This is a genomic window from Eubacterium limosum (assembly GCF_000807675.2).
Lineage (GTDB): Bacteria > Bacillota > Clostridia > Eubacteriales > Eubacteriaceae > Eubacterium > Eubacterium limosum.
In genome coordinates this window covers 4,019,759-4,039,919 of record NZ_CP019962.1, presented here as the reverse complement: position 1 = coordinate 4,039,919, position 20,161 = coordinate 4,019,759, and the positions used below count along the sequence as shown (strand labels likewise).

Genomic DNA, 20,161 nt, shown 5'->3' with positions numbered 1-20,161 from the left:
AGCTTTTATTCTATGGAGGGATGAATTATGTTAGTAACATCAAAGGAATTGTTTAAAAAAGCTCAAGAACAGTGTTTTGCAATACCAGCAGCTAATTTTATTGATTTGGAATCGCTGAAATGGCATGTGGAGGTAGCCGAAAGACTGGGACTTCCACTTATACTGGCTTTGGCGGAAAGCCATCTGGGAGATGACATTAATCTGGAGGACGCGGCTCTTATTGGAAAAAAATATGCTGAAGCCGCAAAAGTTCCAGTAGTTTTACATCTGGATCATGGAGCGACGTCAGAACTCATTAAAAAAGCCATTGACCTGGGTTTTTCTTCGGTTATGATTGATGCTTCGATGGAAAGCTTTGATATTAATGTTGCAAGAACAAAAGAAATTATTGACTATGCTCATCCGAGGGGTGTAGTGGTAGAGGCTGAAATTGGACATGTAGGCGCTGGGGAAAATTATGAGAATCATGACGAGACAGACTCAAAGTATACTACAGTAGAGGATGCTGAAAACTTTATTAAAGCGACAAATGTGGACTCTCTGGCGATTTCAATTGGGACAGCCCATGGTATGTATAAGGGAATTCCCGAAATTAACTTTGACCGTTTGAAGGAGATAGCAGCGGCTGTGAATACACCATTAGTTCTTCACGGCGGATCCTCGTCGGGGGATAAAAACTTAAACAAATGCGCAGTGAGTGGTATCGCTAAGATCAATATTTTTTCTGATTTTCTGGCCGGCGCTATGGAAAGCCTGAATGAACAAAAGCCAGACAATTATTTGGATGTTAAGAAGGCTTCTAAAGAGGGGATGCAGAAGACCCTTGAGCATTATTATGGTGTATTTGAGACAAAAGCAGTGGAGGTATAAACAATGAGAAAAGTGAGAACACCTTTTTTGATCGTCAACCCGAAGTCCTATCTCTATGGCGAAAAAATCCTGGAATTAGCTAAAGCCGCAGGCAAAGTAGCAGAGGATACTGGAGTTGAAATTTTCTTTACCTGTCCTTTCGCGGATATTCGTTACATTGCTGAAAACACTAAAAATATCATTGTGACGGCTCAGCATATGGAGTCACTGCGCCCTGGAAGAGGGATGGGACACGTGCTGCCGGAATCATTAAAAGCAGCGGGGGCAGAAGCGGTTTTTTTGAATCATGCAGAGAACAGCTGTACAGTGGCAGAATTGTACGCGACCATGAATCGGGCAAAAGAACTTGAAATGCTTACGGTGGTCTGTGCAGATTCGGTTGTGGAATCAAGGGCGATTGCAGAAATGAAACCGGATATTTTGCTGTCTGAACCAACGGATCTTATCGGTACGGGCGAGACGGCGGATGATAGCTACGTTCTGGAAACGACTGAGCAGATTCACGCTGTGAATCCGGAAATTTTGATCATGATCGCTTCCGGCGTTAATTCTCCAGAAGATGTCTATAATATTATTAAGCTGGGCGCAGACGGGACCGGTGCGACCTCCGGCATTATAGGGGCGCCCGATCCTGCGCGGATGGTTCGCGAAATGGCAGAGGCCATGGCTAAGGCGGATAAAGAAAAGAAAGAGGAACAATGCGATGAAAATGTATAAAGAACAAATTGAACTGGAATCTCACGGCGGCAGACCCACTTACTTTGATATCACACCACAGCTGAAAAAAATTATTCAGGAGAGCGGCATTAAGGATGGTATCTGTGCTGTCTCATCGCCGCATACTACCTGCGCTGTCTTTTTTGAGGAATTTGTCCACGATTATACCGAAGAAGGCGACGAATTTCTACAGGTCGATTTAAACAATGGGCTTAATAAAATTTTCCCCAGGCATGAAACAGCAGATCAATACCTTTATCCTGGTGAGGAGCATTATCGAGAGGTCGAATCCTGGCCGAATGCCGAAACCTATCTGCCAGGAGGCGACCGGACGCAGCTTTTTAATTGTGACGCCCATCTGAAAGCAACAATTATTGGCTCAAGTGAGGTTTTCGATGTAGAAAACGGAAATCTTGGCGTCGGTGTGACAGGATATGCTTATTTTGTTGATTTTGACTGCTCGCGCCCCAGACCGAGAAAATGCAAGGTATGTATTATTGGCGAATAACTTTAATGAAATATAAAAAGTGCTTTACTCTCTATTTTTGATGAGAGTATAGCACTTTTTTATTTTTAGAAAAAAGCACTAGGAACAAAAATAATATAGGGCATATTTTGTTTTTGTAAAATATTAGCGATTGTTAAACAAATAACATCATAAAACTAACATTTGTAAATTATAAAAACGTAATCTAAAATGATATTATTTTAACGAATGAAACAAATTAAGGATAAGAAAACGAATACAAGTCGCTAAATTAAGCCGAAGTTATATAAAATTTAATATCAAAGATCACAAGGATGATTTTGATATTTAATTGACATTTACAAATGTGCGTTGTATAATGCGATTAAAGTCAAGAACAAAAGACAAAAACAGAAGCATTCGGAGTAAAAAATAAAAGTGAAGGGAAAAGGGAAATGCAAAGAAATTTATTGTTTTTAGTTGTATTTGCGTTGATGGCACTTCAGATGGTACTCAGCTTGTTTCAGATAAAGCGCTACCAGCGTGAACTGGGCAAGTTAAGAGGAACCGGTACCATTGGTATTGGACATACGAAAGGGGGGCTGAAGGCAGGACAAATTTTGATTGTGTCTTATAGCAGGCGTAAAGATCAGGTAGTGGCTTACCGTCAGATGAAAGGGATTACCATTTTTGCAGGGTTTAAAACAACAGAAACCATGCTTGGAATGAGTCTGTCAGATTTGAAAAGTATTGGTCTGGAAGAAGATGCCTGGGAATTCCGACGTAGAAGGCGAAAGCATCCCTATAACCCAGAAGAAATGACTAAAAAAAAGGGAGCGCTCATTCAGGCGGTAGAGGCTATCGAAAAGAGACTTGCTGTAGAAAATATGCAGACAGAGAATAAAAAGCGGTTGCTCGAATGCACTGGACAATTTACGGCAAAGGAATCAATGTGAATAATGAGCTGTATGTAGAACGTGGAAAATTCGCCTGCATATCAGCGATTATTAAAAAAAGAAAAGAACGAGGAGGTAATTATGGAATTCTTATCAAATTTAGCTACGGCATTCATTGGGCTGTTTCAAATCGGGGGTGAACAGTTTGTAGGGTACATCACCGGAATCATTCCAACGCTTGTCTGTTTGATCACGGCAGTCAATGCTCTGATCGCAATCATCGGTCAGGACAAGGTCGATAAGCTGGGAATTATCTGCAGCAAAAACTTTTTACTCAGATATACGCTGCTGCCGATCCTGTCAATGTTTTTTCTGTGCAACCCAATGGCCTACACAATGGGACGTTTCCTGGATGAAAAATACAAACCTGCATTTTATGATGCGGCAGTGTCTTTCTGTCATCCAATCACAGGTTTGTTTCCGCATGCTAATGCTGGTGAATACTTTGTTTACGGCGGGATTGCGGCAGGACTCACAACCTTAGGCAAGGATCTTGGTCCACTGGCAATCCGCTACTTTATCGTCGGCGTTATCGTAATACTGATCCGTGGGATTATCTGCGAGCGATTGACCATTAAGTTCATGAAAAAGGGGGAAAACGCAAATGTATAAAGCCGTTAAAGTATCAAAGGGTTCTTCAGGCTGGGGTGGCCCGCTGGTGATCCAGCCAACCGAAAAGCGCAATAAAATTGTGTCTGTTACGGGTGGCGGTATTGATCCGCTCACAAAAAGAATTGCAGAACTGACGGGAGCGACTGCTGTTGATGGCTTCTCAACAGGTGTTCCTGATGATGAATTCGCATGTGTTGTCATTGACTGTGGCGGTACGGCTCGATGCGGTGTTTACCCCAAAAAAAAGATACCGACCATTAACATCACTTCAGTAGGACAGAGCGGTCCGCTGGCTAAATTTATCACCGAAGATATCTATGTATCAGGTGTAAAGCCTGAGACCATTCAGCTGGCCGATGGCTCAGACACACCAATTGCCACTGAAAAAACGATACAGCAGGAAAATCAGCAGAAAGAAGAAAGCCAAAAGAAGAAAAGCGCCAAGGGTGAAAAGAAAGAAAGCATTATCGTACGGCTTGGTAAAGGCGTTGGCGGCGTTGTTGGCAAATTCTTTCAGGCAGGCCGTGACACCATCGATATGGTTATCCGTAATATCCTTCCTTTTATGGCCTTTGTTGCCATGCTTATCGGGATTATCCAGGGAACCGGTCTTGGTGACTGGATCGCAAATACCATTTCGCCGCTTGCAAATACACTGCCGGGTTTGTTGGTTATCTGTATTATCTGTGCCATACCAATTATTTCCCCAATTATCGGACCAGGCGCTGTCATTGCTCAGGTAGTCGGTGTTTTAATTGGTCAGCAGATTGGTGTAGGCGCAATCAATCCTTCACTGGCGTTACCAGCACTCTTTGCCATTGACGCGCAGGTAGGCTGTGATTTTGTACCAGTTGGCCTTTCTCTTGGTGAAGCAGAGCCGGAAACCATTGATGCCGGTGTACCGGCTGTACTGTTTGAGCGCTTGATCACAGGCCCTGTGGCTGTTCTGATCGCTTATGCTTTCAGCATTGGTTTATATTAAAAGGCAGAGATGAAATGGACTATAAAAGCACTGTAACAACCATTGGGCCGCTGGTAGAGGAAATGGCAGAAGAAGGAAATTTTATAATCGTATTTAATGAAAATGCACCGGAATCTCTTGCAGAGATGTCTGTTCTTCACACTATCTGTGATATGGATCAGGAAATAAAACCAGGAGATGTGGTCATTTTTGGAAATAACCAATATATTGTTACCGCAGTGGGTGAGGAAGCAAACCACACTTTAAAAGCAATGGGGCACTGCTCTTTTAAATTTACAGGCCAAGAAGCTGTGGAACTTCCTGGACAGATTGAACTGTCTGGCGGTGATCTACCAGAAATAAAGCCTGGAGATTCGTTTGAAATTTTATTCACTTAATATGGCAGTGGAGAGCAGACTCATTAAGCTGCCGGATAAAAATCGTTTAACAAATTTTTAATATAGAAAGAGGTATTTAAAATGATTAACATGATGTACAAGCTGCAGAAGTTGGAAGACGAAGGCAAACCAATTAAGGCCAGTATCGTTGGCGCAGGCCAGATGGGATGCGGTATGGCCGCTCAGATGACCGTTATGAAAGGGATGGACCCGGTAGTTGTGGTTGACGTTGTACTTGAAAATGCAAAACGTGCGTATCTGGACTCCGGTTATAAAGAAGGAGAAGATTTTGTAGAAGCGGAAACAGTTGAAGAAGCGAATAAGCTTCTGGCAGAAGGCAAGTTTATAGTTACAAAAAACAATGAAATCGCAACAAAATGTGACATTATTGATTGTGCTGTCGACGCAACGGGTGTACCGGAAGTTGGTGCAAAGGTCGCGATGGACGCCATCAACGCCGGTAAACATATCTGTATGTTAAATGTTGAAACTGACGTGTGTATCGGACATCTCTTATATAAACTGGCCAACAACGCAGGCGTTGTCTATACAGGCTCCGCGGGGGATGAACCGGGTGCTGTTGTAGAAATGTATGATTATGCAAAAGGCCTCGGATTTGATGTCAAAGTTGTCGGTAAAGGTAAAAACAATCCTCTGGCACTGGAGTGCACACCAGAAACCGTTGCAGAAATCGCAAGAGAAAAAGGTGCTTCTCCGAAAATGATCTGTGCCTTTAAGGATGGCACAAAAACTATGGTCGAGATGACTGCAATGGCTAACGCCACTGGCTTTGTACCGGATGTTACCGGTGCACACGGTGCAGAAAGCGATGTTGCCCACCTGAACGATGTATTAAGTCTTAAGAGTGAAGGGCGTGGTGGTGTATTAGATAACTATGGTGTTATTGAATATATCAATGGCGTGGCACCTGGTGTGTTTGTAATTATCGGAACAGATCAGCCAGATATCGCAGCAGAGCTGACTTATCTGAGTATGGGACCTGGACCAAATTATACACTGTACCGTCCGTATCACTTAACCTCTTTAGAAACACCAATGTCTGTGGCAAAGGCCTGTATTGATCATGAACCGACGATTGTACCGCGCTGCGGCCGTGTGGCTGAAACCATTGCTGTTGCAAAAAAGGATATGAAAGCTGGAGAAATGCTGGATGGCATCGGCGGGTATACCATTCGGGGAACCTTCATGGCTGCCTCAGAAGCCGACAGACAGAATGCGTTGCCGATGGGGCTTGTCGATAAGAAAACACAGCTGATCCATGATAAAAAGGCCGGTGAAGTGATTACCTATGATGATGTTGTACTGAACAATGATAACTTGATTGTACAACTGCGCAAATTACAGGACGAATTATTTATCTAACGTTTACCCCTTGCCCGGACAGGATGGAGACAGCAAGTGCTTCACACCTGCCTGGGCACTTTTTAAAAAAGGAGAAAGCAAAATGCATACACAAAAGCTGACAGTTGTAAACCCCACCGGCCTGCATGCGCGTCCTGCAGCAGAGTTTTGTAAGATTGCCGGTACCTATCAATCAAAAATTATGCTCAAACGTCTGGGAGCAAACGAAAAAGAAGGAAATGGAAAGTCTGTGATCGCTGTTATGGCCATGGGACTGCCGAAAGGCTGCGAGATCGAAATCAGCGCAGAAGGCGAGGATGAAAACGCAGCAGTTGAAGCACTGGCAGAATTAGTCAGAGGCGGATTTGGTGAAATATAAACAAGTAATGCCGTTAAACAGAAAGTTTTGTTTGACGGCTTTTTTCTTGGCGCGGAAAAGGCAAGATAAAACCACTCGTTCAACGAGTGGTAAACAAAAAAGACTTAAAGAGAAAGAACCTCCTATGTTAAAGTAAAGTGGGTCTGACAACCACAAAAAACATAGGAGGTTTATGTCATGGATGACATAAAAAGTTTATCACACTCTAAGTGGCGATGCAAATATCATATCGTGTTTGCGCCGAAGTATAGAAGATTAGAAATCTACAATCAGTTAAAAGTGGATATCGGAAAAATCCTGAGAATGTTATGTGAACAACAAAAGTAGAGCTTATTGAAGCGGAGGCATGTCCGGACCATATCCATATGTTGGTAGCGATTCCACCGCATTTGAGTATCTCAAAATTTATGGGGAAACTCAAAAGTAAAAGCGCGTTGATGATATTTGATCGTCATGCAAACTTAAAATATAAGTATGGGAACCGGCATTTTTGGGCAAGAGGATATTATATTGATAGTGTTGGAAAGAACGAAAAAATGATCAAAGAATATATCCACAATCAACTAGAAGAAGACATTATGAATGATCAAATCAGTATAAAAGAATATATCGATCCATTTACGGGAAAGAAGAAAAGCAAATAGAAAAAGCCCCCGAGTAGGGGGCAGCGGGTAATAAAAATGTGGTTGTCAGGCGATTCGATGCCCCCTTAAGGGGGCCACCACAAGTAATAGGCCCTTTTAGGGCCCGTTCAAACCACCAGTTTAACTGGTGGTCATGATTTTTTAGGTCAATTTTAGGATATGTGATATAATTAAAAATACAATATTAAATTCGAAAGGGTGAAGGATCATGCAGAAAGTTTTTGATTTTTTGAAAAAGTGTAACACCTACTATCTGGCTACAACAGATGGTGACCAGCCAAGGGTTCGCCTGTTTGGGACGATTGATCTTTTTGAGGACAAGCTCTATATTCAGACAGGAAAAGTAAAGGACGTTTCAAAGCAGATATTGAAAAATCCCAAAATAGAGATCTGTGCTTTTGACGGTCAAAAATGGCTGAGGGTACAGGCGATTGCTGTAGAAGATGACCGTGTGGAGGCCAGACAGCATATGTTAGACGGTTATCCAGAGCTGCAGAATATGTATTCAGCGACTGATGACAATACCCAGGTGTTTTACTTGAAAGACGCTACTGCGACATTCTCCTCATTTACGGAAGCACCGGAGATCATTACATTTTAATCAGCAAAAGCCCAGAACCGGTTCTGGGCTTTATTGTATTTTTCCGGCTGCTTTATTTACATTCAAAAGCTGCTAAGATATAATGAACTATAAAGATGAGGTGATTAAAAATGTTAGAGGCACTTGTATCCTTTTTCGTTGAGCTGGATGAAGATAAGGTTATTATAACCATACAACGTCTGATAAAGGCAGGAATCGAAAAGAAAAAGGTCGTGGAAGCATTGAATAAGGCTTTAGATATTATCGGAAAAAAGTACGAGACTGGAGAGTATACCTTATCGGATTTAATGATGGCGGGCATTCTCTATGAACAGATAATGGAGATGGACTGTATTGATATTTCAAAATCCATTGAAAAAACAGCGCTGAAAAATGGGATGATCGTTATTGGAACGATTGAGAGTGACATGCATGATATTGGAAAATCGCTGTTTAAAAGTGTTGCCTCAACTTCTGGGTTTAAGGTGGTTGATCTTGGTGTCAATGTAAAGCCTGAAATTTTCTGTCAAAAGATAAAAGAGCTTAACCCAGACATTGTCGGGATCAGCGCAGTACTTACCGGTGCGATCAGCCATCTTCGGAAGGCGATTGACGCCATTACACAGGAAGGGCTGAGAGATCAGGTGAAGATCATTATTGGCGGTAGTGTAGTGGATGCCGCTGTCTGTAAGGAAGTAGGCGCAGACGGTTTTACGGACGATGCGATTCAAGGTGTCGAAATATGTCAAAAATGGATGAACAGTGATGGGTGAATATACGAAGTATACGGAAATTATAGAGAATATCAAACAGAAGATACAAAGTAATATCTATAAATCGAATGAGCTGCTCCCCTCCGAAAAAGAGCTGTGCACTGAGTACAGTGTAAGCCGGCGAACCGTCCGGAGAGCGATTATGGAGCTTGTGGAGGACGGTTATTTATATACAGTGCCAGGCAAAGGGACCTTTGTACATGTTTTAAACAAGGATAATTATGAGGTTAACTTTAGACTTGAAGATGTTATTTGCAAGGGATTTGATAAGTCAGAGTTATATGAAGCCACCATTCTTTCGCCGGATGTCTACCTTGTTTATAATTTGCAGGTGGCACCGACAGATAAGGTTTTGCGAATTCAGTCCCAGCTAAAAAGAGGCGATCAGATTGTGGCTTTTGATGTTAAAAATATCCCGTATTTTCTGGGGATACCTCTGAAGGAAGAAAATCTGAATTACAATAGTTTGAGAGATATCTTGAAAAATAAAATTTCTCAATATGAAATGACAGAGGAGATATACCTGTCTTCAATGATGGCGGATGATTTTTTATGTAGCGTTATGCAGATGGAAGCTCCAGAACCTTTAATGGTTTTGGACATTATCATTTGTGACCGGGATAAAATTCCACTGGGATGGAATAAAATTTATATAAAATGGAATGAAAGTGAAATTAGAGGGGTATCGGTTTGACAGTGAACAATCATTTTACAGCCTATGAGCTTATTGCAAGTGATATCCGTGAAAAAATTGAAGAAAATATTTTTAAGCCTGAGCAGCGTCTGCCTTCAGTACTTGAGCTATGCAGTGAATATAATGCCAGCGATTCTACGATTCGAAAAAGTCTGGATATTTTGAAAAAAGAAGGCTATATCTACAGCAAAAAACGCGTTGGTGTTTTTGTAAGTTCTATTGAAGAAAAACGCTTTATTCTTAAATTTAATGAATTTAGCAATTTAAAAGAGCCAGTTACAGATTCTAATCTGGTAATATTTAAAAAAGGACCAGATAATAAAGAAGTAAGGGACCCGAGATTCTACCATAAAAAATATATTGAGTGCCATCGTATTTATAGGGCGGGAGCCTTTCCAGTATTGTATAAAGTGGATTATATTTTGTACAATGCTCATATGTGTCTGGAAAGTATTAATGCTGAAAAATGGATTGGTGAAATGGATCTTGTGATGGACAGCCCTGCAATTTATAAACAACTTGCATTGAGAATCGAGATGGGCGAAGAGAAAATTCGCCAAGCTATGATTTTGGCAGAAGAGAGTATTCTTTATAAAATCAGGCGTGAATATTACACTGAAAAGAAGTCGTTTGTGGGTTTGAGCGAAATTTATGTCGCAAACCACGATTTAAAACTACAGATTCATGAAAAATAGGGTTGACAGAAATACTAAATCCTGATATATTCTATGTGTAATATGTACAACATAAAGAAAAATAAACACGAATTATTGTGTTTATTTTTTCAAGGCCATCTATGTGCTACATGTACAACTTAATATCGCGATGTTTTAGATGATGATTTTATTTTTAAAGGAGGGCTCTTTGACAAATCAATCATAATAGTTGTCAAGGGGGAGATTATGAAACCATACGAACGATTTATTTCTAAGAAAGATATTCAAACGATTCACGAAGAAAGTATAAAAATTTTAAGTGAAATTGGAGTTAAATTTGAACATGAAACAGCTATTGAACTTTTTAAAAAGCATGGCGCAAAGGTTGATGGAGATATTGTTTTTATTGACGAAGCCCTGTTAAACAAAGCTTTAAAAAAGGTGCCGGAAAGCTTTGAAGTAAACATAGGCGATGGCAAGACCATCAATCTGGGCGGGGGATCGAAGGTATGCATGCCGGCAATGGGAAATATTTATATTTCAGAAAAAGGTAAAATACGCAAGATGGATAATAAAGACACTATTAATCAATTCAAACTTGCGGATACCAGCCCAGTCGTCAACGTCGGTTATCTAAATTATCTTCCAGATTTAAAAGGATTCACAACAGAGCAAAAAATGTTTTATTTGATTGCTATGTCTCTGAAGTATTGCAATCAGCGCAATATTATGTTAAAGGTAGATACCTTCCACATGCCTGAGAACCGTTCGGTTCGCGAGGTTACCCAGGAGGGCTACCAGCTTGTCAAGCGATTTTATGGCATTGACGGGTATGTAGCCCTTGGCGATATTAACCCGATTTCGCCGTTAACATATGATCATGATCCCATAGAAAAGCTATTGGGCATCTGTGCAGAAAACCAGCCAATCTGGATTTGTCCATGCGCTATGCCGATGATGACTGCGCCGGCATCGGTCGCTTCAATGATTGCACAGACAAACGCCGAGATTTTAGCAGGATTGACGCTTATACAGCTCATTAATCCTGGAACGCCAGTTTTATATGGAAATACTTCAGGCTCGACAAACCTTCGTACCATTCAGTTGAGTATTGGGGCACCAGAGACAGCGCTTGTCAGTTATGCTACAGCAGGACTTGCTGAATATTACAATCTGCCATTTAGAACTGGTGGCGGCTTGAGTGATGCTAAGGATATGGACATGCAGGCGGGTTTAGAATCGATGCTGATGATTCAGACAACAGAAGAGTGCAATCCTGATTTGGTCATGCATAGCTGTGGTACCATTGGATCATTCAATGTCATCAGCTTTGAAAAATTTCTGGTAGATGAGGAGATTTGGAATTATGTCAGACGCCTAATAAAAGGAGTGGATACCACTGAAAAGAAACTTTGCTTCAAAGATCTTCAAAAAGCCGGACCTCGTGGAACCTTCGTAACTGGCAGAACACCAAAAATGTATCGGGAAGAGTTTATTTTACCTAAATATCTGAATAAGGATGACCCCAATCAATGGCAGGCACAGGGAGGGACACCGCTGCGTGATACTCTTGAAGAAGCTGTTAGAAGCCGTATCTCCGGCTACATGCCGCCGGTGATCACCAGAGAACAAAATGAGCTTTTAATGCCATATCTGCCAGAAGCTTATAAGGAAAGAATTTAACAGGACAAAGAGGTTAAGTATGTGCGCTGAAAAAAATTACTTTGAAAAAAATGGGAACCTTCATGAACAATCAAAAGCCCTTTTAAAGAAAAACGGTCTGTTGTTAGAAGATACAAAACTGGCAGACTGGTTTAGGAAAAGAGGGTTTACGATAGAGAAAGGAAGAATAAAATTTAAGGATTATGAAATCGAGCATGCTCTCAAATTATGCCCTTCGATGATCCAGCTGAAAACAGATGTGTCTGATTTAGCTATTGGAAGATCAAAAAGCTATTATGGATTTACAGGTACACCAAAATTATTCTTAAAAAACAACAACGCACATACTTTTTATAAAACAGATGGTATTGATATTTTTAAGCTGATCGATACCAGCCGCATTATTAACTTTTCAACGTATTATCCCTGGTTTTCCAGTCATTGGAAACAGACCGAACAAGTAGCTTTTTTACTTAAATACAGTAATAAACCCTTGGTTGTTTTTCCAGGAAGATGTGATAATAAAACGGATTTGTATGAATCACTCAAACTCATCGGCGATTATTTTGAACAAAAAAATGTGTACCAGCTAGCTGTTCCATTGGAGGTATATGACGACAGCGCTGTTACATGGAAGCAGATGGAGTGTTTGGAGTGTGTAACCGGGTTTCACCAGGCAGTTTTATTGAGAATTCATAGCACTGTAAAAGAGAATGAATTGCTAACGGAAGAAGCCCTTTGTGTTCGGGTCAACGCTGCAGCTTTGGGTTACTGCTGTATTATCCAAAAGCTTTTTGCAGGGCATGCCGTGATCTTTACAGTATCTAATCAGATATCCTGTAGTCATAATGGTAAGAGGGCCGTAAACATTGCGAGCAAAAATGTTTTAAGGCTGGCGGCGCAAGTGTGGAGGTATTATCAAGTGCCGTTTATGATGGATAATCTTCCTTTTAGAGGACAGGAGCTGGATGCTGCTGCTGGTATTGAAGCCATGGCGCATTACCGGGAGGTGTTTGACGATCTTCAATGCGATATGATGAGCTTTTCATTGGGCAGTCTTGATCATGAGAAAATATTTTGTCTTGAAAAGTATCTGATCGATGAAGAAATTATTGAAATGCTGGCGCGGTTGTACCGTGGAATAGATTGCTCAGAGGAGACAAGCTGTTATGATGCTATAAAGAATGCAGGCCCCAGAGGAAGTTACTTTAACACCCATATGCTTAAAGTTATTAAAAAAGAATTTTATGACAGCCGTTATCTAAATAAAGAATCACTTGGAAATTGGCGTTCCGAGAGTGAACAGGATTTGATCGGTTATGTGGGGAAAGCCGTTCAAAAAAGATTGAATACCTATGTCCCACCAGAGGTTACGAGAGAAAAAAGAATACTTTTGGACAAGTACCTGAGAGATGAGGACCGTTGTATGACTCAATTTCAGAATATAAAAATTTAGAGGAGAAAATCATGGAATTATCAAAAGGGAAGAGGAATTTTCTGGTTGTACTGATCAGTTTTATGGTCGGGATCATTTACTTTATTCCATACATTCGTTTTACGTTTTATGATCAAACAATTGCCGCGTTTCAGCTTACCAATATGGAGCTTGGCAATTTAGGTGCGGTCTACGGACTTGTTGCGTTGTTTTGTTATCCAATTAGCGGTTTTTTGGCAGAAAAGTTTAGTCCTAAACTTTTATTGGCGGCGTCTTTTGTCGGAACAGCCGCGATGACCTTCTGGCAGGCAAGTTTTCCAAGTTATGGTGCATTGCTTGTTATCTATGTATTGTTTGCTTTTTTTACAACTGCAACACTGTGGTCACCATACATTGCTGTATTAAGGAATCTCGGAACTGAGGAGGAACAAGGAAAGCTTTTTGGGATCAGCGAAGCAATGCGCGGTATCGTCTCTACAGTAACTGGCTTTGTATTTGTCTGGATACTCAGTCTTTTTGCCGATGCCGTCGGCGGTTTTAGGGCTATTTTGATTATCGGGGCAGTTGTTTATATTATTTTTGCAGCTTTAGCCATCATTTTTCTGCCTAAGAATGTTTCACGCGATGTAAAAGAGACCGAAGATAAAAAGGAAAAGGGGAGTATCCTGAAAGCTTTGAAGCTGCCAGGTGTCTGGTTGATGGGACTTTTTATTTTCAGCTGTTATTCCATTATCGCTGCGGGCATTAATTACCTGGGAACGTATACCACACAAATTTTAGGAGTCTCAGCCTCTGTATCAAGCAGTCTGGCGATTATCCGCAGCTATGTCTTAACGGTTGTGGCAGGCATTGGGGCTGGAATTATCGCAGACAAGTTTAAATCACGATTGATCTTTCTGGTCTATGTTTTGATCGCGATTATCGTTTGTGCTGTCGCAACACCATTTTTGTCTAATCTCGTTACTATAGCAATCATTGTCACTATGATTTTATCATTAATGTATTTTATGATGAAATCCGTCTATTTTTCCATTATGGGAGAAAGCGGTATCCCTGTGGCCATGACGGGTATTGCCAGTGGTATTGTATCGTTTATTGGTTTTATTCCAGACGCTTTTATTACCTCTCTAATGGGATCATGGCTTGATAAAGACCCTGTAACAGGTTTTAATATGATTTTTGCCTGGATTGCAATTTGGGGTGTTATTGCAATTGTTTTGGCACTTGTTATCTATAAAAGAGGAAAAAAAGACAAGCTGATTCATGAAAAATAATGAAATTAAAAAAGCGGCCCAACTATTTGGCCGCTTTTTTCTTTAGGAGAAAACAATGAAGCATCAAAAGATTAATTTAATGGTTTTTTTACCGGCTGTGTTGCTTTTCTGTACCTGTATTTTATTAGCTTTCTTAGACAATGCGGCGTTTGTAAGTTTAACCGGCACACTGTATGCGTGGATATTGGACGAATTCGGATGGTTGTTTTTACTGACCGCTTTGGTCGTTTTTCTGGTATGTATTGGCTTGTATTTTTCACCCTTTGGAAAAATAGTCATAGGTGGAAAAGAGGCCAAACCAATGATGTCTGTTTGGAATTGGTTCAGTATTACGCTTTGTACCACTGTGGCTTCGGGCATTGTATTTTGGGGAGCGGCTGAACCCGTACAGCATATTCTTAATCCTCCGGTATCAAGCGGCATTGAGGCTCTGTCTTCAGAGGCGTCGTTATTTGCCATGGCAGCAGTTTTCAGACATTGGACTGTTCTGCCCTATGGACTCTATACAATTTTAGCGGTTGTTTTTGCGTTTGTTTATTATAATATGCGGCAGCCTTTCTCTTTGGGCTCTGTCATTGCCCCGCTTATTCCGGAAAAAGGAAGAAGCGGAGTGAGCAAAGCGGTGGATTTTATCTGTGTTTTTGCGTTGGTCACCGGTCTTGCCGCCTCTCTGGCTTCAGGCGTGCTCAGTATTAACGGTGGACTCAGTAAGCTGATGGGTGTCGACTCAAATGTGATGGTGTGGGGAATCATCATTCTTGTGATTGGAGGCATGACCGTTATTGCTGCAGTTACGGGGATCACTCGCGGTATAAAATACCTGTCGAATATAAATGTGGCAATGTATATTGTCATACTGGGGTTTATACTTCTGTTTGGGGGGACCGTTTTTATTTTCAGTTTTGGTATTGAAAGCATAGGACAGTTTATTGCAACCTTTTTCAGCGGTACACTGTTTACCGGAACGGCCGAGGGCGATCCCTGGGCCAAAAATTGGACGATGTTTTATTTGGGGAACTGGATGGCATGGGCGCCAGTGACCGCGGTATTTCTGGGAAGAATCAGCTATGGACGCCGGGTAAAGGATGTGATCGCAATGAACCTTTTTGTAACCGCTTTATTTAGTATTGTATGGTTTATGATTATCTCTGGAGCAACGGTCAATCAGCTGATGAATAACCCTGATTCGGGCCTTATTGATGCATATAATGCCGGGTATGAAAATGTAATTTATCAGTTGTTTAAAAATTTGCCTTTAAGCCAGATTTTTATTCCATTGTATTTGGTAGCGGTTTTGATTTCATTTGTAACCGCAGCCGATTCTACCACAATGGCCATTGCAGGCATTTGCAGTAAGGGAATCGCACCGGATTCGCCGGAGCCACCAACCTATTTGATTGCGGTTTGGGGTGTTATTGTAGCGGTGGTGACCTGGATTATGATGTCGGTGGGAGAAGGCATTACTGGTATTAAGATGCTCTCGAATATTGGAGGCCTTCCAGCCATGTTTTTGATTATTCTTGTGGTCATCAGTGCAATAATCATTTCGATACATCCAGAGAGATATAATCTCGTTGATAAAAACAATACAATTGATGAAAAGCATAAAACGAATTGATTTGTACGATGAACCTGTTTTTTAACGTGGTGCGGATAAGAATGTCATATCCCCCACAGCATAAGCCGTATAGGGTGTTTCCAGACAATACCCAAGACTCTCGGCAAGGTGCAGGGATTCCGGGCTGACGGCATCCCAGCTTGGATAGAGGTTTTCTTGCAGACATTCTAATATAAGGCGTGAGCCTACAATTCGCGCCAGGCCCTGTCTTCGGTAAGGCTGCTTGGTATCGATTTGGATTTCGATACCGTCGTTGTAATAAGTATAGGAGGAAGCACCAGCAATGATTTCATGGTTTTTTATGATAACAAAGCCAAGGCCGTTTTGTGTATAGTCCTGAGCATTTTTAAACTGAGAGCATAAATCCTTAGACCAATCCTCGTTTTGCAGAGCGTTATAAAGCAAATCGTCAATTTGATAAATTTCGCAGTCCTGGGGAAGCATTGCAAGATTAGCCCGCAGCTGTTCTAAATCGAAAGCTTCGGGTTCTTTTTTTAAGGCATAGCGCGTAAATTTTTTATATTGCCTATTATAGATAGATTCGATTAATGGATGCCAGTTTTCCTGGCGTGCGACTAAAGTAATAACAGGAACTTTGCTGGGATCGGGAATGTTTCTAATGAGCTCTGGATTGGGTATACCGGCAAAAAAACAGAAATCACCGATTGATATCTGAGCCGACTGGGGGTTATGTGGATCATCTGCAAAAGCCTGACCAAGATGGCCTTGAAGACAGGACCATACAGGTGTTTCACTCCAGCCTTCGAATAATGGGGCGACACACCACAGATTTTTTTTCGAAATTGTGTACAAAGCTATCCTCCTGATAATGCAAAATTAAAAAATCAGCCAGGAGAGGAATCTCCCGGCTTTGTAGTAACAAAATTGTTTTTTTAAAGGCTCTGCCCAAACGCCAGAACCTGTTCCAGCCAGCCGCTTTTCAAAATATCATCCTTTTTCCAGACATCAGAAGCGATAAAGATACCTTTATCCTCCCATTTCAAATAATCTGCGGTTAACTTGTAACTGTCAATAGCGGGAAGAAAATCCTTCAGATCACTGCTGGCGCCAGTCATCATCAGGACAGATTTTTTACCTGCCAGGGGCATCGGCTGATTACTCCTGCAAAAAGCGTACATTCGGTCGATGACAGCCTTTAGCTGGGTCGTCATATTAAAAAAATACAGCGGGGATACCAGCACAACCATGTCTGCAGCCAGAAGCATTGGGTAAATTTTCCAAAAATCATCTTTTTGAATACAGGGTGCCTCAGGCTCGGCATAGCATTGATCGCAAGCCAGACATCCGTTTATTTTCATATGACCAGCGGAAATCATTGTAACCACATGGCCATTTTGCTGAAGTCCCTGTGCAAAGGCGCGAGCCAGCAGTTCGCTGTTACCGCCTTTTCTGGGACTGGACGAAATAATTAAAACTTTCATGTTTAACCTCCTGATAACGTGAACAACCATTGAGTAAAATTATAATCCAGTACGCTGGTAAAAGCAATGAAAACGTAATAAATTATAGAGTGAATTTTAAAGCCTTCAGAGACGATAAAAGTGTTACTTACAAACACGATACATATCAAAACCACTTGTGTTTCATAATAATATAACTTATAATAAAATATAAACTGAACAAGTGTAGTTGGATTATTTGCTATGGAAAATGGAAATTAAAAGATGTTGTAAAAAATACAAAGCAGATCATACGGCTGAGGATAGTATACTTGTCAAAGGATGATTTAAGACACTTTAACCGGTATGGATGCTTATATGAGCAGGCCGGAAACATGAACCAGCTTTCAGAGGTGTTAAAGTGAATGCAGAAAAGGCGCCATGTGCTGAACGGAGGAGAACACCTTGAACGATAATGAAAAAATTATTTTAATAGCAGATGATATTGAGCTGAACAGAGCGATTATTGCTGAGATTTTCAATAAAAACTACCGGATAATAGAGGTCGAAAACGGGAAGAGGGTGCTGGACGCCATTGCTGTACATGGCCGTGCCATTAAAATGGTGCTTTTAGATATCATCATGCCGGAAATGGATGGCTATGAGGTTTTACAGGCGATGGCTGGAAATGGATGGCTGAAGCAGATACCGGTGATTATCATTACTTCGGATTCCTCGGAAAAAGCGGCATTGCGGTGCTATAATCTGGGAGTTTCTGATATGGTTAAGAAACCCTTTAATCCAGAAATTGTAAGGCGGCGTGTAGAAAACGTCATTGAGCTTTATGCGCATAAATTTGATCTTGAAACCATGATTAAAAAGCAGATTACAACCATGGAGGAACAGGAAGCACGTTTGAATCAGGCCAACAGCTTTGTCATTGATGCTTTAAGCACAGTTATTGAGTTCAGGAGTGGCGAATCTGGACAGCATATCCGGCGTATTCGTGGCCTTACGCGGTATTTAACCAATAATTTGGTCCACCAGTATCCAGAGTATGATATGCAGCCAGCGATGGTAGAAGCCATAGCCAGCGCAGCGACGATGCACGATATCGGAAAAATTGCAATACCAGATTCTGTACTTCTAAAACCCGGCAAATTGACTGATAAAGAATTTGAAGTAATGAAGACCCATACCATAAGGGGGTGTGAGATTCTCGAAACGCTGGACTATACTCAGGATGAGGATTATTTTAAGCTGTGCTATGAAATCTGTCGTTACCATCATGAAAGATGGGATGGTAAAGGGTATCCTGAAGGCCTTAGAGAAGACAAAATACCCATATGGGCACAGATTGTTTCATTGGCGGATGTTTATGATGCCCTGACCAGTGAAAGGGTTTATAAACCACCTTACAGCCATGAGCAGGCGGTGACGATGATTTTAAACGGAGAGTGCGGTGTCTTTAACCCTAAGCTGATAATGTGTTTTAAGGAATGTGTTGAACATATTCGAGATAATCTGGATGAAAATAGAGAGAAAGCCGAAGGAGAGCGGCTGGTACCTTATCGTCCCTCCTCTCATCTCAAGCCGCTCAGACTGACGGATATTGAAGAGATGGATACCATTTCTGAACGTGTAATGTGGCTTTTAGAAGTTGAACAGGAAAAATACCGGGTTTTGTCTGAAATGTCAGGTGAGATTATTTTTGATTATAATCTTTTAAATGATCGTATCGAATTTTCAGAAAAGGCCGGTGATATTTTTGGTATGGATACCCAAATTGAGCATTTTATAAAACGGATACAGGAAAGTGGATTTATAGAGCAGAAACAGCTTAAAGAATTGATCGACAGCATTAAAAAAATAACACCAGAACAGCCTTTTTTTCGGCAAGAGCTGCGGCTTAAACTGAAAGATAACAGCTATGAATGGTATGAACTGTATGCCAACGCTATTTTTGACAGTGATATGGGGCGTTGTATCAGTATTTTGGGTAAGATTACAAACATACATGAGCGCAAAAAACGTAGTGATCTATTATATCAGCAGGCAAATACTGACCCATTGACAGGGCTTTTTAATCGAAATGCTCTAAATGAGCATATTTATGCCGTTCTGGCGGATTCGGCGTTGAAAAATGCGGCGGTTATGATTATAGATCTGGATAATTTTAAGTCTGTAAATGATAATTTTGGACATTTATATGGTGATGGGGTATTGAAGGAGATCAGCAGAGAAATTCGGGAGAGAGTAAGGGAGACAGATACAATAGGTCGCATCGGTGGAGATGAATTTGTGGTTTTCATGGAGAATTACGGGGATGAAAGCGTACTGGAAAAAAGAGCCGATGCTTTCTGCCGTGCTTTGAGAAAATACTATGAGGAAGATGATGTTGAATGCACTATTTCCGGGAGTATTGGAATCGCATGTTTTCCAAGAGATGGAAAGACCTATGATGAATTGCTCGGTAAAGCGGATCAGGCGCTATATTATATCAAAAAAGAGCATAAAAATGATTATGCATTTTATCGTGACGAGATTCGCCAGATCCATTTTCATTCTGTTTTATCAGAAGTAGATGCATAAGAGAGAAGGAAATCAAAAAAGAACGGTTAACCGTTCTTTTTTGATGCTTTTGATTCTATGAGATTGCTGGATTTTGAAAATAAAGTATGTTAGAATGAAAAAAAGGAGGAGT

The 20,161-nt window shown here is 41.0% G+C and carries 20 protein-coding genes and 1 pseudogene; 19 read left to right on the top strand and 2 right to left on the bottom strand.

The features are described from left to right. Positions 1-27: 27 nt before the first annotated feature. The 18 genes and pseudogenes from B2M23_RS19030 to B2M23_RS18945 all read left to right on the top strand — a co-directional run bounded on the left by B2M23_RS19030 (position 28) and on the right by B2M23_RS18945 (position 16,057). Positions 28-870 (top strand): class II fructose-bisphosphate aldolase, encoded by an 843-nt coding sequence (locus B2M23_RS19030; RefSeq protein WP_038351439.1) that lies wholly within the window; start codon positions 28-30, stop codon positions 868-870. A gap of 3 nt (positions 871-873) precedes the next feature. Then, complete coding sequence (locus B2M23_RS19025; RefSeq protein WP_038351440.1) at positions 874-1,587, top strand: triose-phosphate isomerase; 714 nt, start codon at positions 874-876, stop codon at positions 1,585-1,587. Then, complete coding sequence (locus B2M23_RS19020; protein ID WP_038351441.1) at positions 1,574-2,095, top strand: YjbQ family protein; 522 nt, start codon at positions 1,574-1,576, stop codon at positions 2,093-2,095. Before B2M23_RS19025 ends, B2M23_RS19020 begins: the two co-directional genes overlap by 14 nt. A 413-nt stretch (positions 2,096-2,508) precedes the next feature. Further along, entirely contained in the window at positions 2,509-3,009 is a 501-nt protein-coding gene (locus B2M23_RS19015) for a transcriptional regulator GutM (RefSeq protein ID WP_038351442.1), read from the top strand. An 81-nt stretch (positions 3,010-3,090) separates the two neighbouring features. Further along, positions 3,091-3,621 (top strand): PTS glucitol/sorbitol transporter subunit IIC, encoded by a 531-nt coding sequence (gene srlA, locus B2M23_RS19010; RefSeq protein WP_013380768.1) that lies wholly within the window; start codon positions 3,091-3,093, stop codon positions 3,619-3,621. Next, on the top strand, positions 3,614-4,603 hold the full coding sequence (srlE, locus tag B2M23_RS19005; protein ID WP_038351443.1) for a PTS glucitol/sorbitol transporter subunit IIB: 990 nt from the start codon (positions 3,614-3,616) through the stop codon (positions 4,601-4,603). The genes srlA and srlE overlap by 8 nt, the downstream gene beginning before the upstream one ends. A gap of 14 nt (positions 4,604-4,617) precedes the next feature. Further along, complete coding sequence (locus B2M23_RS19000) at positions 4,618-4,980, top strand: PTS glucitol/sorbitol transporter subunit IIA (protein ID WP_038351444.1); 363 nt, start codon at positions 4,618-4,620, stop codon at positions 4,978-4,980. Positions 4,981-5,061: 81 nt separating this feature from the next. Then, complete coding sequence (locus B2M23_RS18995; protein ID WP_038351445.1) at positions 5,062-6,363, top strand: NAD(P)H-dependent oxidoreductase; 1,302 nt, start codon at positions 5,062-5,064, stop codon at positions 6,361-6,363. A gap of 82 nt (positions 6,364-6,445) precedes the next feature. Beyond that, a complete protein-coding gene (locus tag B2M23_RS18990) occupies positions 6,446-6,721 on the top strand; it encodes an HPr family phosphocarrier protein (protein ID WP_038351446.1) in 276 nt (91 codons plus the stop codon). A 177-nt stretch (positions 6,722-6,898) separates the two neighbouring features. Then, a pseudogene (gene tnpA / locus B2M23_RS18985) lies at positions 6,899-7,365 on the top strand (IS200/IS605 family transposase). Positions 7,366-7,573: 208 nt separating this feature from the next. Then, positions 7,574-7,966 (top strand): pyridoxamine 5'-phosphate oxidase family protein, encoded by a 393-nt coding sequence (locus B2M23_RS18980; protein WP_038351447.1) that lies wholly within the window; start codon positions 7,574-7,576, stop codon positions 7,964-7,966. Between the two features lie 110 nt (positions 7,967-8,076). Then, positions 8,077-8,718, top strand: a complete 642-nt coding sequence (locus B2M23_RS18975) for a cobalamin B12-binding domain-containing protein (RefSeq protein ID WP_038351448.1) — start codon at positions 8,077-8,079, stop codon at positions 8,716-8,718. Further along, positions 8,711-9,412 (top strand): GntR family transcriptional regulator, encoded by a 702-nt coding sequence (locus tag B2M23_RS18970; protein ID WP_038351449.1) that lies wholly within the window; start codon positions 8,711-8,713, stop codon positions 9,410-9,412. The genes B2M23_RS18975 and B2M23_RS18970 overlap by 8 nt, the downstream gene beginning before the upstream one ends. Before the next feature lie 2 nt (positions 9,413-9,414). Beyond that, positions 9,415-10,107 (top strand): GntR family transcriptional regulator, encoded by a 693-nt coding sequence (locus tag B2M23_RS18965; RefSeq protein ID WP_242945912.1) that lies wholly within the window; start codon positions 9,415-9,417, stop codon positions 10,105-10,107. A gap of 207 nt (positions 10,108-10,314) precedes the next feature. After that, positions 10,315-11,751 carry a trimethylamine methyltransferase family protein gene (locus B2M23_RS18960; protein ID WP_038351450.1) on the top strand — a complete coding sequence of 479 codons (1,437 nt, stop codon included), beginning with the start codon at positions 10,315-10,317 and terminating at the stop codon, positions 11,749-11,751. 19 nt (positions 11,752-11,770) lie between these two features. Further along, positions 11,771-13,186: a trimethylamine methyltransferase family protein gene (locus B2M23_RS18955; protein WP_038351451.1), complete on the top strand. Its 1,416-nt coding sequence runs from the start codon at positions 11,771-11,773 to the stop codon at positions 13,184-13,186. 11 nt (positions 13,187-13,197) lie between these two features. Then, positions 13,198-14,439 carry an MFS transporter gene (locus B2M23_RS18950; RefSeq protein WP_038351772.1) on the top strand — a complete coding sequence of 414 codons (1,242 nt, stop codon included), beginning with the start codon at positions 13,198-13,200 and terminating at the stop codon, positions 14,437-14,439. Positions 14,440-14,494: 55 nt separating this feature from the next. After that, positions 14,495-16,057, top strand: a complete 1,563-nt coding sequence (locus B2M23_RS18945; RefSeq protein ID WP_038351452.1) for a BCCT family transporter — start codon at positions 14,495-14,497, stop codon at positions 16,055-16,057. A gap of 21 nt (positions 16,058-16,078) precedes the next feature. Here B2M23_RS18945 and B2M23_RS18940 read toward each other — a convergent pair whose 3' ends face one another. Together B2M23_RS18940 and B2M23_RS18935 are read right to left on the bottom strand one after the other, a co-directional pair. Continuing rightward, positions 16,079-16,870, bottom strand: coding sequence for a GNAT family N-acetyltransferase (locus tag B2M23_RS18940; RefSeq protein ID WP_052237132.1), 792 nt, complete (start codon positions 16,868-16,870; stop codon positions 16,079-16,081). 80 nt (positions 16,871-16,950) lie between these two features. After that, entirely contained in the window at positions 16,951-17,499 is a 549-nt protein-coding gene (locus tag B2M23_RS18935; RefSeq protein ID WP_038351454.1) for a flavodoxin family protein, read from the bottom strand. Positions 17,500-17,922: 423 nt separating this feature from the next. On the opposite strand from B2M23_RS18935, the gene B2M23_RS18930 reads away from it, so the two are divergent. Further along, positions 17,923-20,049, top strand: coding sequence for a diguanylate cyclase domain-containing protein (locus B2M23_RS18930; protein WP_038351455.1), 2,127 nt, complete (start codon positions 17,923-17,925; stop codon positions 20,047-20,049). Positions 20,050-20,161: the final 112 nt, after the last annotated feature.

Coding starts and splice junctions, on each gene's coding strand:
- B2M23_RS18945 (WP_038351452.1), top strand. CDS start 14,495: ATGAAGCATCAAAAGATTAATTTAATGGTTTTTTTACCGGCTGTGTTG.
- B2M23_RS18995 (WP_038351445.1), top strand. CDS start 5,062: ATGATTAACATGATGTACAAGCTGCAGAAGTTGGAAGACGAAGGCAAA.
- B2M23_RS18935 (WP_038351454.1), bottom strand. CDS start 17,499: ATGAAAGTTTTAATTATTTCGTCCAGTCCCAGAAAAGGCGGTAACAGC.
- B2M23_RS18955 (WP_038351451.1), top strand. CDS start 11,771: ATGTGCGCTGAAAAAAATTACTTTGAAAAAAATGGGAACCTTCATGAA.
- B2M23_RS19015 (WP_038351442.1), top strand. CDS start 2,509: ATGCAAAGAAATTTATTGTTTTTAGTTGTATTTGCGTTGATGGCACTT.
- B2M23_RS19030 (WP_038351439.1), top strand. CDS start 28: ATGTTAGTAACATCAAAGGAATTGTTTAAAAAAGCTCAAGAACAGTGT.
- B2M23_RS18980 (WP_038351447.1), top strand. CDS start 7,574: ATGCAGAAAGTTTTTGATTTTTTGAAAAAGTGTAACACCTACTATCTG.
- srlA (WP_013380768.1), top strand. CDS start 3,091: ATGGAATTCTTATCAAATTTAGCTACGGCATTCATTGGGCTGTTTCAA.
- B2M23_RS18960 (WP_038351450.1), top strand. CDS start 10,315: ATGAAACCATACGAACGATTTATTTCTAAGAAAGATATTCAAACGATT.
- B2M23_RS18975 (WP_038351448.1), top strand. CDS start 8,077: ATGTTAGAGGCACTTGTATCCTTTTTCGTTGAGCTGGATGAAGATAAG.
- B2M23_RS19025 (WP_038351440.1), top strand. CDS start 874: ATGAGAAAAGTGAGAACACCTTTTTTGATCGTCAACCCGAAGTCCTAT.
- B2M23_RS18950 (WP_038351772.1), top strand. CDS start 13,198: ATGGAATTATCAAAAGGGAAGAGGAATTTTCTGGTTGTACTGATCAGT.
- B2M23_RS19020 (WP_038351441.1), top strand. CDS start 1,574: ATGAAAATGTATAAAGAACAAATTGAACTGGAATCTCACGGCGGCAGA.
- srlE (WP_038351443.1), top strand. CDS start 3,614: ATGTATAAAGCCGTTAAAGTATCAAAGGGTTCTTCAGGCTGGGGTGGC.
- B2M23_RS18970 (WP_038351449.1), top strand. CDS start 8,711: ATGGGTGAATATACGAAGTATACGGAAATTATAGAGAATATCAAACAG.
- B2M23_RS18990 (WP_038351446.1), top strand. CDS start 6,446: ATGCATACACAAAAGCTGACAGTTGTAAACCCCACCGGCCTGCATGCG.
- B2M23_RS19000 (WP_038351444.1), top strand. CDS start 4,618: ATGGACTATAAAAGCACTGTAACAACCATTGGGCCGCTGGTAGAGGAA.